Genomic DNA, 14,474 nt, shown 5'->3' on the forward strand with positions numbered 1-14,474 from the left:
TTATTTCTGATCGATCAGGGCGATTTTCATGATATGATTTTCCATCATCACATAGTCGATCGCCGATACTTTTTGATCCTGGTTAACATCTCCCGCAAAAAAGTAAGCGTCCCGCAGCGGCTGGGTCTTGACGATATGATTTTCCAACAAGACATAATCTACCGCATTGATCTTGCCATCCCCATTCAGATCCCCCTTGATCACACATGTGAAAGCAAAGCTTTGATCCGCTTCCTCAATCTTCAATACATCGCCGGTTACCACGATTCCATCTGTTTTTACATTTCCCGCTTTATCATACAGAGCAACGCTCCCCTCACCGCCCTGCTTTACTTTTTCCACCAATGCAAGCGGTGCGGTATTCAAGGCGATACCGGAGACCGTTTCGCTCATATAGTGCAATCCCGCGGCATTCAGATACGCTTCGCTGCCGGCCGGCGCATTTGGATCGAACTTGATTGTTTCTGCTTCTATTTTCGCATATTCCTGCGCAACGGCGCGCTTGAAGCCATCCCAGCCCATCGAATGATCGCTCATTTCGATAATATTCTGCGGACAGTTTTTCCCGGACCAGTCATGATGCTGCTTCACCGCATCCGCAGGCAAGCCCAGCTCAAATAAGATCCGTGCCGTCAATAGGGCGGCGTTCTGCTCCGCCTTTGCATAATTGCCGTCCGCATTTTCACAGATTTCGATCGCAACCGTTCTGCCATTCCCCATTCCCATGCCATCGCCGGCATGATAAGCGATCTCGCTCATCGGCAGGCTTTGAAAGATCGAATGATCGTCTACGGTAAAATGCCATGACGTATAAGAACCGCCGTTTCCATTAGACTGTAAATTCGCATGCGCCTGTGCGTTTGCCCCGGCACTGTAATTCGCTGTATTATGGATCGTTACATACAGCGGCACCATCGGCGTATTGGCACGGTTGTTGACTCTGATCGGAATGATCTGCCGCGTAAGGGGAATGCCGCGAATGTCATTGACGCTCAAAGTGTCGATGATCCCTTCAAAATAAGCATCACTGTCCCCTTCCCATGTGCCGTAAGCACTGTAATTCGTATTGACCCACGCATATTTCCCCGCTTCATACTCTAAATAGACCCATTCGCAGCCTACTTTCGTTACCGTGTACTTCCCCGCCGGGATCGATCCCATCTTATGCTGGTTTTGAAAGATCGGCTGTCGATAAAGCGGTCTTGCTTTATTAAACACGATCGTTCTCGGGGCGATCTCGCTGATCTCCGTTATATCGGTATTCGCATCGGCCTGATAGCTTTTGATATCGCCTAGATTTGGTACATGGTAGACAGAGATATTGCCCCTTCCCGCCTCATATACGACGCTTCTTCGATCAGCCTGATACACCTTTCCCTGATAAGATATGATCCATGTGCCGGTGCGAAAAAAAGAAGCCCTAGCTTTTCCGCTCCCTTCACCAAAATGCTCATATCCGTTTGTCAATTCATCGTTTTGCGGTGCTGCCTCATCATCTATCTCTGTTTCATGAGCCAAAATGATCGAATTTCCCATACAGCAAAGCGCAAGCACCAAAAAGAACACAGCTTTTATCCGTTTCACATGATCACCTATCCCCTTATGTTTCTTATTTATTATTCTAGCTTCTTTTACAAAATAATACAAGTATGGCAAGTGCGTTTCTCATTAAAAAAAGCCCTTATGAAAGGACACTGTCACTTAGCTGCCCAAGCGACAGGCCCATTTCAACAAGGCTTTTTATACGGTAATCGTAGAACGATGATAGTGCAGATGAAAGCGAATCAAATCCTTTAACAGTTGGATCGAAGCGTCCATTTCACTTTGATTCAGCACTTTCACGACCTGAAATGCCTTTTCCATCACTTTGTCGTCCACATCATAGGTTTCTTTCAAATGACGGATCCAATCACGGCTTTCCTCTAACTGTTTACTGGAAACCACGCCCTCCGCCATTACCACACAGCTGTTTGCGCCGTCTTTTACCGGCACTGCCCATTTGATCAGTCCCGCATGGCAGCAATACGTCATTTCCTTCTGTGCGTTTTTGACAGCATGAAAGGTTTCAAGCGTACAGATTTCACATTCCTGCAGCGCTTTTGTGCTGGTCTTTAAGCATTTACAAAAGTAATTGCGCTCACTGGCGCTGTTGATGTCCTCGTTATCCATAACGATATAACCGCGCAAACCGGTCAATCGCTGGTAGTCGTTTAATGCTTTTTCAATACAGTATTTGAATTCCAGATCCATAACATCACCCCATTCCATCCGAACTGTCATATTTTACCATTGTTTTTTATCGCATGCAATACTTTATCAAACCGACACCTACGCCCCATCGTTTCATTATCTGTGCGCTTCCTAAAGAAAAGCGCATGGCGACATGACGCCCATACGCTCCTACTCGTTTTCAAACGTAATGAGATCCTTTGCATAAGGCAGTGTTTCGATCCACTCACATACAACATGCCACTCCGCTAATTTATGATGCTTGCGGGCATGGTAGATATTTACCAGTGTTTCATAATTCATCGTTACCGTACGCAGCTGATTGTAGGAACTCGGCAGCAGCTGGATCATGCTGTACCAAAGCTCCTTATCTTTTGTTTCCAGATAAGCCTGTCTTAACGCCTCTAAGGTTTCGATCACCTGAGATAAAGAACGCAGCGCCGTTTCGTTCATTTTATCATGCGAACAGTCATCCATCGTAAAAGGCTTAGACGCAATTTTATGCATCGTTGAGGTGGAGTTTGCCACCGTCCCCACCTTATAGGTATCAAATTCTTTCCACCAGTAAAGCGGTGCATTGAAATCAACGGATACAAAGATCTGTCGGATAAATTTACGATGATCGCTGCCGGCTTTGGCAAGACGCTTTGCCAGATCCAAATCATTTGGTCCCAGCACATAATTGCCTTTCTCATCATAATAAGAATCCTGACGATTCCAGCTATTCATCGGATTACGGGCGCCGCGCATCGCATTTTCTAAATTCATGACGCTTGTTTTATCAATTTTAATCATAACCTATCCTCTTTTCTTTATGTTTTCTTAATCATAGCGTGTCTGCTTTGATATTGCAACCGAAAAGATTAAAATCGCACTGTCCTCACATAAAAAAAGGCAGCTGCCTTTTTATTCGATCGGTGCTTGATGGAAACGCCCTTCTACATATTCGGTCTTAGCGACATTGACAAATGCATTGGGGTCGATCTCTTTGATTTTGCGGATGATCTGTTTCGCCTCCCCGCGTCCTACGACCGTATAAAGAAGCGTATGTTTTCTTCTGGAGTATGCGCCTTCCCCATCAAAGCGGGTAATGCCGTGATGGGTATAGATCAACAATTCCTCACATAGCTGATCGGGAATGTCGGTTATGACAAACAAGGTCATCTGTTTATATTTTTGATGCAGCAGATTGATGACCTGTGTAGAACAAAACTGAAAGATAATGGAATAAAGCGCCTTATCCCAGCCGAACAAATAGCCGGCGATGATCAAAACGCATACATTAAAGGCAAATACATAGTTCCAGGTGGAAAGGTTGGTCTTCACGCTGACTGACATTGCGATAAAATCCGTACCGCCGCTGCTGGCATTGCCCTTTAAGGCGATCGAAATTGCCAAACCGTTGAAAATACCGCCGAATACGCCGATCAGCAACGGATCATACGTAATGGAAGAAAGCGGAAGCACATCGACAAATACGCTGGATAATCCGATCATCAGACAGGAAAACAGGGTAAACTTTTTACCGATGATCTTATAAGCGATGATCGCCGGCACCACATTCAATAAAATGTTGATTGCGGTAAAAGGTACTTCCAGATTAAAGAAAGTTGAAAAAATACGCTGGATCAAAATGGTCAGACCGTTGAAGCCGCTTGGAAAAAGCCCGCCGGCATTGACGAAACTGTTGATGTTGAGCGCTGAGATCAGCGCACCGGCAACGACGCAAAGAAGCGTTAATGCAACCGGCTGTTTTTTATACATGTACTCACTTTGGGCCATAACTATATCCTCATTTCCCCTGCCTAAGCTATCCTTATTATACTCAAAATTCTCACATATGCAAGTAGCAGCCCGGTTTTTGCCTGCAAGGAATCAGTCCTTGCTTATGAAAGCGGCAGATATAAAACAAAAGGAAGTGGATCCTGTCCATCTAAGCGGATGGCAATAGGCAGGTGCTGTTTATCCGGGTGTGCATATACGATCAAATGCTGTGCACTTTCTTATGGATAAACGCAATCTTCTATTCTAAAAAACAGCCTCATCGATCGATGCGCGTACTTTGATCCGTCTTTCGCACACGCATGTTGCGATAAAAACAGCCTACCAGCACGATTGCCATCAGACACCACGAAATCGGCTCCGCCAGCGCAACGCCGAGATAGCCGCATGCAGGCACCAGCGTAAAGGTAACGATGATCTTGACCAGCATCTCAATGATCGAAGATACGATCGGTACCGTACCGTTGCCAAGCCCCTGCAGCGCACTGCGGTAAAGAAACAGCAAGGCAAGCGCAAAGTAAAAAAGACTCATGATCTGTGTATAAAAAACAGCCGGTTCCACGACTTCACGATGTTTCCCATCGATCAGAAAACCGATGAGAAAGGAAGCGGCGCTAAAGGACAGCACAATGACCGCTGCTGCCCAGACAAATGAAACCCAGACGCTTTTTTTGACACCTTCTAAAATACGTGACAATTGATTGGCACCCAGATTTTGCGAAACAAATGTCGTAACCGCAATGCCGAGACTGATGAAGGGCTGCATCAGCATCTCCACGATCTTACGTGCCGCCGTATGTGCCGCAATCGTCATCTTGCCCAACTGATTGACTGCGCTTTGTAACACCAGCGTACCGATGGAAACGATCGAATTCATCAAGCCCATCGAGATCCCCATCGTAAGCTGCTTGACAAACAGCTCTTTTTCCAAGCGGAAATCACTTCGCTTCACTAGAAAAAGCGGATAACGGCGCCGGATATAAAGAAAGCACAGCAGCGTTGCCAAAGCCTGTGCGATCACGGTCGCAAGCGCCGCACCGGCAATGCCAAGCGGAATGATCGCCACCAGCACATAATCGAGCACGACATTGAGAATACTGGCGATGATCAGAAAATACAGCGGTGTTTTGGCATCGCCGACACAGCGCAGCAGACTCGCAAACAGATTGTAGAGCATCGTAACGACGATCCCTGCCATGATGATCACCAAATAAAGCGCAGCCATATCTAAAATGGAAGCCGGGGTCTTTAATAAAAGCAGGATCGGCCTTGCCAAAGCGATGGAAATGACGCACAATAAGATCGACGCGCTGAAACAGATCACATAACTGCCGGCGGTCGCCTGTTTCATCCCTCGCTCATTTCTTGCACCGAAGAACTGCGCAACCAAAATACCGACGCCCGTCGCCATCCCATTGCAAAAACCGATTACCAAATTGGCAACCGTTGTACTGGCGCCCATTGCCGCCAACGGATCCACACCGAGAAACTGTCCGACGATCATTGTATCCGCCATCAGATACAGCTGCTGAAACACATTTCCAAACAAGATCGGCACACTGAAAAAAAGAATCAGTTTCAATGGATTTCCACTTGTCATATCTTTCATCTTCATCACCCTATGGCTCAAGATTTTATCATACCTCCCTATCCCTGACAACTACCATCTATTCCTTTCGTCTTTATAAAGAAGCAAGCAGGTGCACACCGATACAGAGTAAAACACCGATACACAAAGGAATGAAAAATGCCAGCACGGTCAAACGCTTAGAGCCGCTTTCCCGATAGATCGTCATCAAAGTCGTCGCGCAGGGAAAGTGAAAGAGCGAAAAAAGCATGACGCAAAGGGCACTGATCCAAGTCCAGCCGTTGGCGATAAACAGTTCCCGCAGCAATGTAAAGCTGCCCAGCTCCATCATGACACCGCTTGCCGTATAGCCCATCATCACGATCGGCAAAACGATTTCATTAGCGGGAAATCCCAGAAAAAACGCCAGCAGGATCACTCCATCCATGCCAAGCAGATGAGCAAAAGGATCCAGCCAATTCGCTGCCGCTTGAAACAGCGACTGCTGTTCCACCATCACATTGCTTAATACCCATAGGAAGATACCGCCGAAAAATGCCGCAGCCACTGCTCTGCCTAATACCTTCAGCGTGCGATCGCAAAAAGAGCGCACCAGGATCTGTAAAAGCTGCGGACGGCGATACGGTGGCAGTTCTAATGCAAAAGAAGCGGGCGTATCACGATATAGCGTACGCGACAGGATCCGATTTATCACAAGGGTCACTGCAATCGAGAGCAGAATAAATAAGCATAAAAACAAAGCTGCCAGCACCGAATCGATCCAAGTATGGCGCATCGTCGTAAAAAAGATCGTAATCAGCGCAATGAGCGTAGGAAAACGGCCATTGCAGGGAACAAATGCGTTGGTAAGGATCGCCAGCTCCCGCTCCTTTCTGCCATCAATGATACGGGCGCCGCTTACCCCTACCGCATTGCACCCAAACCCCATGCACATCGTCAAAGCCTGCTTCCCACATGCACCGCTTTTCGCAAATGCCCCATCCAGCTGAAACGCCACACGCGGTAAATAACCAAGATCCTCTAAAAACGTAAACAGCGGAAAAAAGATCAGCATTGGCGGCAGCATGACAGAAACGACCCAGCCTACCGTACGAAAAATGCCCTGCACCAGAAAAGACTGCCAAAGCCATGGCATATGCACCTTTTCACAGCCTGCTAACAAAACCGCTTCCAGTTCCCGAAATAATGCGGAAAGCCAGGCGCTTGGCAGATTCGCTCCTTCCATCGTGATCCAGAAAACGACAAACAGCATGACCAGCATCAACAAGATGCCGTAGACACGATGCGTCGCCAGCCGATCAAACTTAGAAAGCGGCAGCTTATCGGTCTTTTGTTCTGTCTGCAATAAGATCTGCGTCGCTTTTTCCTGATAAGCGGCAGCGACCAGATCATAACCGTTTCCCACTTGCTTGTCTTTTAAGCGTTTTTGTGAAACAAGCACTTTCAGATCCCGGCTTTTTTCATCACACAAAGCTGCCAGCGCCTCAAAACGAGATGGATAGTGCACTTCCAGCACCTGCAATTCTTCCTCCACTTCTTTGCGGTATGGAAGCGAGAAGGTATTTTTATGCAAGGGATGCTCTGCGATCGCCTGCTTGAGCGCCTGTAAACTTTTTTTATGGGTCGCACTTACGGCAACCACCTCACAGCCAAGCAGCGAAGCAAGCCGTTGGGTATCGATCTTTATCTGCCTGCGCTTTGCTTCATCGATCAAATTCAGGACGATCATACAGGGAATCCCCAGTTCCAGCACTTGAAACACGAGATGCAGATTGCGCCTTAACAGCGTCGCATCACAGACGATGACACAAAGATCAAATGCTTTTTCCATCAAACACTGTGCACTGATCGATTCTTCCTGTGAATGTGGGAACAAAGAGTAGGTACCCGGCAGATCGACCAATTCAATCAGCGTATCTTTATAAAGGCATGTGCCGCTTGCCAATTCCACCGTTTTCCCCGGCCAGTTTCCCGTGTGCTGACGCATCTTGGTCAAAGCGTTGAACACCGTGCTTTTCCCTACATTGGGATTACCGCACAAAACGACTCTGCGGCGGCTTAGTTTTTCATTGATCCCGTCATTGGCCTGCTTTATTGCCGCCCACATATCTTCACCTCGATCCTTGCACCATCCTCATTGCGCAAGGCAATCAGACTGTTTTGGATCCAATACGCCTTCATATTGCCAAAAGGATTTACAAATGCCGGACGCACCTGATTTCCTTTTACAAATCCCAGATCATAAAAACGTCTTAACAAACGCGGCGGCGCTTTGACCGCGATGATTTCGACCGTTTCATTTTGTTTTGCTTCCGGTAACTTCATATTTCGCCTCCTATGCTATGATATGAAAACCATGCGCTTTCGGAAGCGGGAAATGACCCAGTACGATCTTCGCATTTTTTTCAGATTCCACGGTGCTGCTGCTCAAACTTCGCGTATCAGCGCACATTGCGGTTTGCTTCATTTTGTGCTACAATAGCGAAAACTTGAAAGCGGATGAGGAGCGTGAAAACGATGAAAAACGAACTGAAAATGATGATCGGTTCTGAGGAAACGATCTTATACGAAGGCAAACCGGATAAAAAGTGCTTTTTATTTGAAAGTATCTTTCATCCGCTGCTGCCGGTCGCGATCATATGGGCGATCTTTGATCTCAGTTTTTTCAATCAAATGGGAATAGTGGGCATGCAAACATTTCTGATTCCCTTTATGCTGCTTCATATGATGCCGGTGTGGATTTATCTTTTTGGCGTTATTTTTTCCATTAGAAAATATCAAAATACTTATTATATCGTAACGGATCATGCAGTCTATCTCTCAAGCGGGATCTTTGCGATGCAGTTTGCCGCGAAAACCTTTGCCGAGCTCTCCCGCATCGACTTGCACCGAGGCATATTTGATCAGCTGTTCCATGTCGGCGACATCGTGATCACCACCGATCAGATCGGTAAAAGAAATATGCCGGTCGTATTGACCATCGGCAGCATCGCTAATTATGCAGAAGTATATCAGCTCGTTAAAAAGCTGCAAAAAGACATCTATTCCGATGTCATGTATCCAAATGATCTTAGACCGGAAGAAAACCACGGATATCGAACAAAATATAAGGGATGATCGCAGACAGCAGCACCTCGCAAAAGGTACAGCAGAGCAACTATTTCCCAATGAAAAAGAAACGGCAGCTATGAACCGTTTCTTTTTCTTCCCCGATTGATTAGAATCATACAAATGTTACACATCATTTTATCGTCATGCGCTTATTTTTTAGATGCAAGAGCGTAAATGGAAACGCCGAAGCAAGCTGCCACGCAGTCCACAATACTGAATGTATTTTGGGTAAACTGCAAATAAAGCAAAGATGCCAGCGCAACGACCGCAATGATCGCACCCAATACCTTCGCAACAGCAGTGCTGTTTTTTACACAGGCGATTCCGCATACGATCGCAAATAAAGCCACGGCATAGGCCAATACCACAACCAGCACTTCTTGTGTTTCATGGCCCGGCAGGACATTGTTGAGCGTACCCATTAACGCCAACGTGCCGACAACGGCATAAATCAAACCAAAGACGATCATAATCATGCCGATCAGTTTCAAAGCAGTTGCATTACTGTTTTTCATAATTGTTCTATCCTCTCTTTCAAAACGTGTGTAATTCTATCATTTATGGGAATAAATGTCAAATAAAACACCGAAACAGCGATTTCTATCAAAACACCGAAACAGCGATTTCTATTCCCTGTTTATTGTTTCAAAGTGCCTGTTTTACATGATCATGCACACATAATCACTGCTTGCCGTCTAACAAATTTGCAAAATTATGAACTTTTTATCCCGTTGCCGCATAGAAATGGTATAATCCCAAGTTTGACACCTAGACAATGAAAAAACTCAAGAAAAGCTGATAAATAAAGGCTAATCTTGAGTTTTCGTTTTGTAACGATATGTGGTATTTTTTTATCTGTTCTTTGATTTGTGGATAATATTTCTCATTTTCTTCTGTTTGATAATCTGGGTATCTGTATAAAATCCAAACAATTCATGTAATTTGTCTGTTAGATCGGTTCGTTTATAAGTCGGTATATATCCATATCCTTCTATCTCACATACATTCATTTCTCGTAATGTATGTATGATCTGTTCTACGCTATATTCCTTATCTAACTTTTCTTCCAGTAAACGATAAACCAACAGTGATATGAAACAGATCAGAAAATGCGCCTTGATCCGATCCTCTCTTTGTAAATATACTGGCCTTGCCTCAAACTCTGTTTTCATGATACGAAAGCATTCTTCTATCTGCCATCTTCTTTGGTTGATCTGAATAATTTCTTCTATGCTTCCATCTATATCCGTTGTAACGGCATAGAAACCATCATACATTGCTTCTTGTCCTATCTTTTCCTGATCTAGTTCATAAATAACTTGATCAGCGACTTCTCCATATTCTGTAACGGATGTTTTCTTTATGAATCTAGCCGGATCATTCGGGTTCTTCCGCTCTTTTCTAATGTTCTTGCTTGTATTTAATAGTTTTTGTGCTCGTTCTAATTGCTTTTGACGTATATTTGCTTGATAAGCACGATATTTAGGCGAATAGGTTACGATCATCGTTTCAGATAGTTTCTTTGATTCGATAGGTACTTCTTTATAATAAATCTCTCCGTAAACAGATGGATCGCTTTCGTCTAATTCACGCAAATCGATCAATCGATTACTTCCTACTTTTCTAAATTGAGTAGGATCCAAAGCAATTTCTCTATCTTCTTTCTTCAGTTTCTTCAAGGATTGGGCAATAACATAAGAACGTCCTTGCATATCATTGAACAGTTTATTATCTTGAGAACCTAGACCGGCATCACTGCAATAGATAAACTCACTGCAATCAAAATCACGAATGATCTTCTGTTCTAAAGGCTTCAATGTTTTCTGTTCATTTTGATTGCCGGGATACAGATCGAAAGCCAAAGGGATCCCATCGGTATCCATAAACAGTCCCATCGTAACGATTGGATTTGGCCGATGTTCTTTTGATTTTCCATATTTTCTTAAATCATCGTCCTCTTCAATTTCAAAATAGTAATTGGTACAGTCATAATAAAGGACCTTTGTATTACGATGATGAATGAAGTGAGAGTTCTTATAAACTTCGGATTGAATATAATCAGATTCTTGAGCGAGAATAGATAACGCTCTGTAAATATGATGGATATCATATTTAGGCTGTTCCAGCAAGGTGTGAGCGAAATCATAAGAGCTCTTTTTACTGGAAGGATGAAGGATACGAGAATAGATCAGATCGGAGAAGATGGATTGAATAGGGAAAGTGAAGTTATGACGGGTTTTCATGTTGCGGAAGATATTATCGAAGCGAAGCTGAGAGCAAATAGATTGAAGAAACAAATAACCGCAATTAAAAGAATGTTGTTCATTTTTCTTGATATGTAGATTAGGATGAAAAGATATAGAAACTTTTTCATTTTCTTGATCATATTGTTCGGTAGCAAGACGAGCCTGCTCTTTGGCCCAGGCAAGGACCTGATCACGATCATTGTTATGAAGAGGAAGGAGTTGATCCATAGAGCCAAGTTTTTTATAGATTTTGGAAGTATTCTTACCGTTTATTCTGTAAGAGTGAATAATATAGAGTTGTTCAGCATTCTTAGATTTGACAATATTGATACGCATAGAAGGATCACCACCTAACGACATTATAACACAATACGGCACAATACGCTATACAAAAACTAAAAAATTGACAAAAAAAGTATAAAAAAAGCTTTTGATTAAGCCTTTATTTGAATATTGTTATTTTTTTAGGTGTCAAACTCCCGGAATAAAATGACCGTGGCTTTGAAAGATCGCAGCTTAGTTGATTTCGATGAATTAAAAGCGGCCGGTGCTTATGTCATCCTAGAATCAAAAGATGGATATTTATTGCGTTTAGGCAACTGTTCGACGATCATCGCACGGGAAATGATCAAGCAAATGGAAGAAAAAGAGCATGCGTCTATGCAAACGATAGAAGAAAATGCCGCCGTTCATTAGAAGCCGTGTTTTCTTTCGATCATCCTATCCATATACATAGGATAAAGAATTCGGGGATAGCTTTGTTGTCATTCGATCTGACAGCGGATAAGCTCTTCGGATTCTTTTTTATTAGATAAGTTACACTTTCCACATATAAAAAACAGAAAGATTATAAAAAAAGAGGAAATTTGTTATAATCCCAAGTTTGACACCTAGACAATGAAAAAACTCAAGAAAAGCTGATAAATAAAGGCTAATCTTGAGTTTTCGTTTTGTAACGATATGTGGTATTTTTTTATCTGTTCTTTGATTTGTGGATAATATTTCTCATTTTCTTCTGTTTGATAATCTGGGTATCTGTATAAAATCCAAACAATTCATGTAATTTGTCTGTTAGATCGGTTCGTTTATAAGTCGGTATATATCCATATCCTTCTATCTCACATACATTCATTTCTCGTAATGTATGTATGATCTGTTCTACGCTATATTCCTTATCTAACTTTTCTTCCAGTAAACGATAAACCAATAGTGATATGAAACAGATCAGAAAATGCGCCTTGATCCGATCCTCTCTTTGTAAATATACCGGCCTTGCCTCAAACTCTGTTTTCATGATACGAAAGCATTCTTCTATCTGCCATCTTCTTTGGTTGATCTGAATAATTTCTTCTATGCTTCCATCTATATCCGTTGTAACGGCATAGAAACCATCATACATTGCTTCTTGTCCTATCTTTTCCTGATCTAGTTCATAAATAACTTGATCAGCGACTTCTCCATATTCTGTAACGGATGTTTTCTTTATGAATCTAGCCGGATCATTCGGGTTCTTCCGCTCTTTTCTAATGTTCTTGCTTGTATTTAATAGTTTTTGTGCTCGTTCTAATTGCTTTTGACGTATATTTGCTTGATAAGCACGATATTTAGGCGAATAGGTTACGATCATCGTTTCAGATAGTTTCTTTGATTCGATAGGTACTTCTTTATAATAAATCTCTCCGTAAACAGATGGATCGCTTTCGTCTAATTCACGCAAATCGATCAATCGATTACTTCCTACTTTTCTAAATTGAGTAGGATCCAAAGCAATTTCTCTATCTTCTTTCTTCAGTTTCTTCAAGGATTGGGCAATAACATAAGAACGTCCTTGCATATCATTGAACAGTTTATTATCTTGAGAACCTAGACCGGCATCACTGCAATAGATAAACTCACTGCAATCAAAATCACGAATGATCTTCTGTTCTAAAGGCTTCAATGTTTTCTGTTCATTTTGATTACCGGGATACAGATCGAAAGCCAAAGGGATCCCGTCGGTATCCATAAACAGTCCCATCGTAACGATTGGATTTGGCCGATGTTCTTTTGATTTTCCATATTTTCTTAAATCATCGTCCTCTTCAATTTCAAAATAGTAATTGGTACAGTCATAATAAAGGACCTTTGTATTACGATGATGAATGAAGTGAGAGTTCTTATAAACTTCGGATTGAATATAATCAGATTCTTGAGCGAGAATAGATAACGCTCTGTAAATATGATGGATATCATATTTAGGCTGTTCCAGCAAGGTGTGAGCGAAATCATAAGAGCTCTTTTTACTGGAAGGATGAAGGATACGAGAATAGATCAGATCGGAGAAGATGGATTGAATAGGGAAAGTGAAGTTATGACGGGTTTTCATGTTGCGGAAGATATTATCGAAGCGAAGCTGAGAGCAAATAGATTGAAGAAACAAATAACCGCAATTAAAAGAATGTTGTTCATTTTTCTTGATATGTAGATTAGGATGAAAAGATATAGAAACTTTTTCATTTTCTTGATCATATTGTTCGGTAGCAAGACGAGCCTGCTCTTTGGCCCAGGCAAGGACCTGATCACGATCATTGTTATGAAGAGGAAGGAGTTGATCCATAGAGCCAAGTTTTTTATAGATTTTGGAAGTATTCTTACCGTTTATTCTGTAAGAGTGAATAATATATAGTTGTTCAGCATTCTTAGATTTGACAATATTGATACGCATAGAAGGATCACCACCTAACGACATTATAACACAATACGGCACAATACGCTATACAAAAACTAAAAAATTGACAAAAAAAGTATAAAAAAAGCTTTTGATTAAGCCTTTATTTGAATATTGTTATTTTTTTAGGTGTCAAACTCCCGAACTTTTTATTCCGTTGCCGCATAGAAATGGTATAATCAAGACAAGCAAGGAGTTGATAACATGGAAAAAAGACAATTTATCTGCCCGAAATGCGGCTGTACGGAATTTATCGACGATCAGTTTCAGGCGACCGGTGGAAATTTCGCGAAATTGTTTGACGTGCAGAATAAGAAGTTTATTACGATCAGCTGCAAGCACTGCGGCTATACGGAACTCTACCGCATGGAAACCGATGCCGGATGGAATATCTTAGACTTCCTGATCGGCGGTTAAGCTCAGCTTCGGCTGAGTTTTTATTTGTTTATGCCGCTTTCTTTCAAAATCTGATCACGATGACGATAGAAAAAGAAATAGCGGGCAAATGCCGTAACGATGGTAAATAAGATCACCCCTTTGGCGATTACTGCCGGAAGTGAGAACCATAAAAAGCAGTATTCGCATAGCGGAATGAACAAAAGCAACCGCAGCGCTTCACTGATGAGCAGATAAAGAAGCAAAGTGTGCTTGCGCAGATGCTGGATCCACTCGGACAAAGAAGCAAGCCGCACCATACGCATCCACAGCCAGGCAAAGGCAAGCATGATCAGTGCGCCAAGCAGGGCATCAAACTGCACCAGCAAAATACAGACAATTCCTGTTTTCAACATACGCCATCCTCCTTTTATTC

General features: G+C 42.8%; 14 protein-coding genes. 3 read left to right on the forward strand and 11 right to left on the reverse strand.

Annotation, left to right across the window (positions count from 1 at the left end; genetic code table 11):
* From C1712_RS04375 to C1712_RS04405, 7 genes are all read right to left on the reverse strand, one after another.
* A complete protein-coding gene (locus C1712_RS04375) occupies positions 1-1,584 on the reverse strand; it encodes an N-acetylmuramoyl-L-alanine amidase (RefSeq protein ID WP_102267154.1) in 1,584 nt (527 codons plus the stop codon).
* 156 nt (positions 1,585-1,740) lie between these two features.
* Positions 1,741-2,280, reverse strand: a complete 540-nt coding sequence (locus tag C1712_RS04380; RefSeq protein WP_245858057.1) for a PocR ligand-binding domain-containing protein — start codon at positions 2,278-2,280, stop codon at positions 1,741-1,743.
* A gap of 120 nt (positions 2,281-2,400) precedes the next feature.
* Positions 2,401-3,024: a hypothetical protein gene (locus tag C1712_RS04385; protein ID WP_102267158.1), complete on the reverse strand. Its 624-nt coding sequence runs from the start codon at positions 3,022-3,024 to the stop codon at positions 2,401-2,403.
* Positions 3,025-3,135: 111 nt separating this feature from the next.
* A complete protein-coding gene (locus C1712_RS04390) occupies positions 3,136-4,011 on the reverse strand; it encodes a YitT family protein (protein ID WP_245858058.1) in 876 nt (291 codons plus the stop codon).
* A gap of 259 nt (positions 4,012-4,270) precedes the next feature.
* Positions 4,271-5,626 (reverse strand): MATE family efflux transporter, encoded by a 1,356-nt coding sequence (locus tag C1712_RS04395; protein ID WP_245858059.1) that lies wholly within the window; start codon positions 5,624-5,626, stop codon positions 4,271-4,273.
* Between the two features lie 67 nt (positions 5,627-5,693).
* Positions 5,694-7,706, reverse strand: a complete 2,013-nt coding sequence (gene feoB / locus C1712_RS04400; RefSeq protein ID WP_102267160.1) for a ferrous iron transport protein B — start codon at positions 7,704-7,706, stop codon at positions 5,694-5,696.
* Positions 7,691-7,924 (reverse strand): FeoA family protein, encoded by a 234-nt coding sequence (locus C1712_RS04405; protein ID WP_102267162.1) that lies wholly within the window; start codon positions 7,922-7,924, stop codon positions 7,691-7,693. The genes feoB and C1712_RS04405 overlap by 16 nt, the downstream gene beginning before the upstream one ends.
* Positions 7,925-8,116: 192 nt before the next feature.
* On the opposite strand from C1712_RS04405, the gene C1712_RS04410 reads away from it, so the two are divergent.
* On the forward strand, positions 8,117-8,716 hold the full coding sequence (locus C1712_RS04410; protein ID WP_102267164.1) for a PH domain-containing protein: 600 nt from the start codon (positions 8,117-8,119) through the stop codon (positions 8,714-8,716).
* A gap of 143 nt (positions 8,717-8,859) precedes the next feature.
* Here C1712_RS04410 and C1712_RS04415 read toward each other — a convergent pair whose 3' ends face one another.
* The gene (locus tag C1712_RS04415; protein ID WP_102267166.1) at positions 8,860-9,225 is read right to left on the reverse strand and encodes a hypothetical protein; all 366 of its coding nucleotides are present in this window, start codon (positions 9,223-9,225) and stop codon (positions 8,860-8,862) included.
* Between the two features lie 336 nt (positions 9,226-9,561).
* Positions 9,562-11,292 (reverse strand): IS1634 family transposase, encoded by a 1,731-nt coding sequence (locus C1712_RS04420; protein ID WP_102266373.1) that lies wholly within the window; start codon positions 11,290-11,292, stop codon positions 9,562-9,564.
* A 159-nt stretch (positions 11,293-11,451) separates the two neighbouring features.
* On the opposite strand from C1712_RS04420, the gene C1712_RS04425 reads away from it, so the two are divergent.
* Entirely contained in the window at positions 11,452-11,652 is a 201-nt protein-coding gene (locus C1712_RS04425) for a hypothetical protein (protein WP_146003311.1), read from the forward strand.
* A gap of 277 nt (positions 11,653-11,929) precedes the next feature.
* Here C1712_RS04425 and C1712_RS04430 read toward each other — a convergent pair whose 3' ends face one another.
* Positions 11,930-13,660 carry an IS1634 family transposase gene (locus C1712_RS04430; protein WP_102266373.1) on the reverse strand — a complete coding sequence of 577 codons (1,731 nt, stop codon included), beginning with the start codon at positions 13,658-13,660 and terminating at the stop codon, positions 11,930-11,932.
* A gap of 207 nt (positions 13,661-13,867) precedes the next feature.
* Between C1712_RS04430 and C1712_RS04435 the strand changes: the two genes are divergently transcribed.
* Positions 13,868-14,080, forward strand: coding sequence for a zinc ribbon domain-containing protein (locus C1712_RS04435; protein ID WP_102266375.1), 213 nt, complete (start codon positions 13,868-13,870; stop codon positions 14,078-14,080).
* A gap of 20 nt (positions 14,081-14,100) precedes the next feature.
* Here the strand turns inward: C1712_RS04435 and C1712_RS04440 are convergent, their stop codons facing one another.
* A complete protein-coding gene (locus tag C1712_RS04440; RefSeq protein ID WP_102267170.1) occupies positions 14,101-14,454 on the reverse strand; it encodes a hypothetical protein in 354 nt (117 codons plus the stop codon).
* Between the last annotated feature and the right edge of the window lie 20 nt (positions 14,455-14,474).

Origin of the sequence: Massilicoli timonensis (assembly GCF_900199515.1) — a bacterium.
Classification (GTDB): Bacteria; Bacillota_I; Bacilli_A; order Erysipelotrichales; family Erysipelotrichaceae; genus Massilicoli; species Massilicoli timonensis.

Excerpts from the sequence above, each read along its gene's own strand:
- C1712_RS04420 (WP_102266373.1), bottom strand. The coding sequence starts at position 11,292 with ATGCGTATCAATATTGTCAAATCTAAGAATGCTGAACAACTCTATATT.
- C1712_RS04430 (WP_102266373.1), bottom strand. The coding sequence starts at position 13,660 with ATGCGTATCAATATTGTCAAATCTAAGAATGCTGAACAACTATATATT.
- C1712_RS04405 (WP_102267162.1), bottom strand. The coding sequence starts at position 7,924 with ATGAAGTTACCGGAAGCAAAACAAAATGAAACGGTCGAAATCATCGCG.
- C1712_RS04385 (WP_102267158.1), bottom strand. The coding sequence starts at position 3,024 with ATGATTAAAATTGATAAAACAAGCGTCATGAATTTAGAAAATGCGATG.
- C1712_RS04435 (WP_102266375.1), top strand. The coding sequence starts at position 13,868 with ATGGAAAAAAGACAATTTATCTGCCCGAAATGCGGCTGTACGGAATTT.
- C1712_RS04440 (WP_102267170.1), bottom strand. The coding sequence starts at position 14,454 with ATGTTGAAAACAGGAATTGTCTGTATTTTGCTGGTGCAGTTTGATGCC.
- feoB (WP_102267160.1), bottom strand. The coding sequence starts at position 7,706 with ATGTGGGCGGCAATAAAGCAGGCCAATGACGGGATCAATGAAAAACTA.
- C1712_RS04410 (WP_102267164.1), top strand. The coding sequence starts at position 8,117 with ATGAAAAACGAACTGAAAATGATGATCGGTTCTGAGGAAACGATCTTA.
- C1712_RS04390 (WP_245858058.1), bottom strand. The coding sequence starts at position 4,011 with ATGGCCCAAAGTGAGTACATGTATAAAAAACAGCCGGTTGCATTAACG.
- C1712_RS04380 (WP_245858057.1), bottom strand. The coding sequence starts at position 2,280 with ATGACAGTTCGGATGGAATGGGGTGATGTTATGGATCTGGAATTCAAA.
- C1712_RS04415 (WP_102267166.1), bottom strand. The coding sequence starts at position 9,225 with ATGAAAAACAGTAATGCAACTGCTTTGAAACTGATCGGCATGATTATG.
- C1712_RS04395 (WP_245858059.1), bottom strand. The coding sequence starts at position 5,626 with ATGAAGATGAAAGATATGACAAGTGGAAATCCATTGAAACTGATTCTT.